The sequence below is a fragment of the Paraburkholderia sp. EG304 genome (assembly GCF_046543485.1).
Taxonomy (GTDB): domain Bacteria; phylum Pseudomonadota; class Gammaproteobacteria; order Burkholderiales; family Burkholderiaceae; genus Paraburkholderia; species Paraburkholderia youngii.
On sequence record NZ_JBKGUA010000284.1, the window covers coordinates 1 to 626 of the forward strand.

Sequence of the window (626 nt, forward strand, 5' to 3'; positions counted from 1 at the left end):
CCGGTAGACGGTCCAGCCGTCCGGATCGGCCGCCCACAGCTGGCCGTCGGCGGTCAGATGCAACGCCCCGACCGCGCGGCGCGGGCTGCCCGGCACGGGATCGAAACGAGCGTGTGCCGGTTGCCACTGCTTCAGCCCCTCGCTGTCGCCCAGCCACAGCTGTCCGTCAGGGTCGCAGTGCAGAACGAAGGGCGTGCCGCCCGGGCGCAGTCGCGCCGCGTCATAGGTGCGCTCGACCAGGACGCGGCCGTCGTCCGCCCGCTGCTGCAGTCGCCCGTTGCCGGCCAGCCATATCCGGCCATCGCAGGCCAGCAGGACAGCCTGCGTCGACACCGCCGACCCTGCATCGTCCGCGCCCACCCGCCAGCGCCGCCGCTGCCCCCGCGCGGGATCGATCCGGGTCAACCACGGGGCCGCGAACACCCACACCCTGCCCTGTGCGTCTTCGACCACCGCGTGCCGATCGGGACGGGAAGGATCCTGCCTGTAGGACCACCGGGCCCGCGAAAACCCGCGGACCGGCGAGACCTTGCCCAGCGTCCCGCCCCGCGCCCACCATGCCTGCCCGTCGGTTGCGGCGGCCAGGCCGCCCGGTGCAGCGGCCGGTGAATCGCCCGGTGCCCTGA

General features: G+C 74.3%; 1 protein-coding gene. It reads right to left on the bottom strand.

The features are described 5' to 3' along the window. Positions 1-626: hypothetical protein (locus ACLFKU_RS43880; RefSeq protein ID WP_410853406.1), on the bottom strand; the 626-nt coding region annotated here is incomplete at both ends.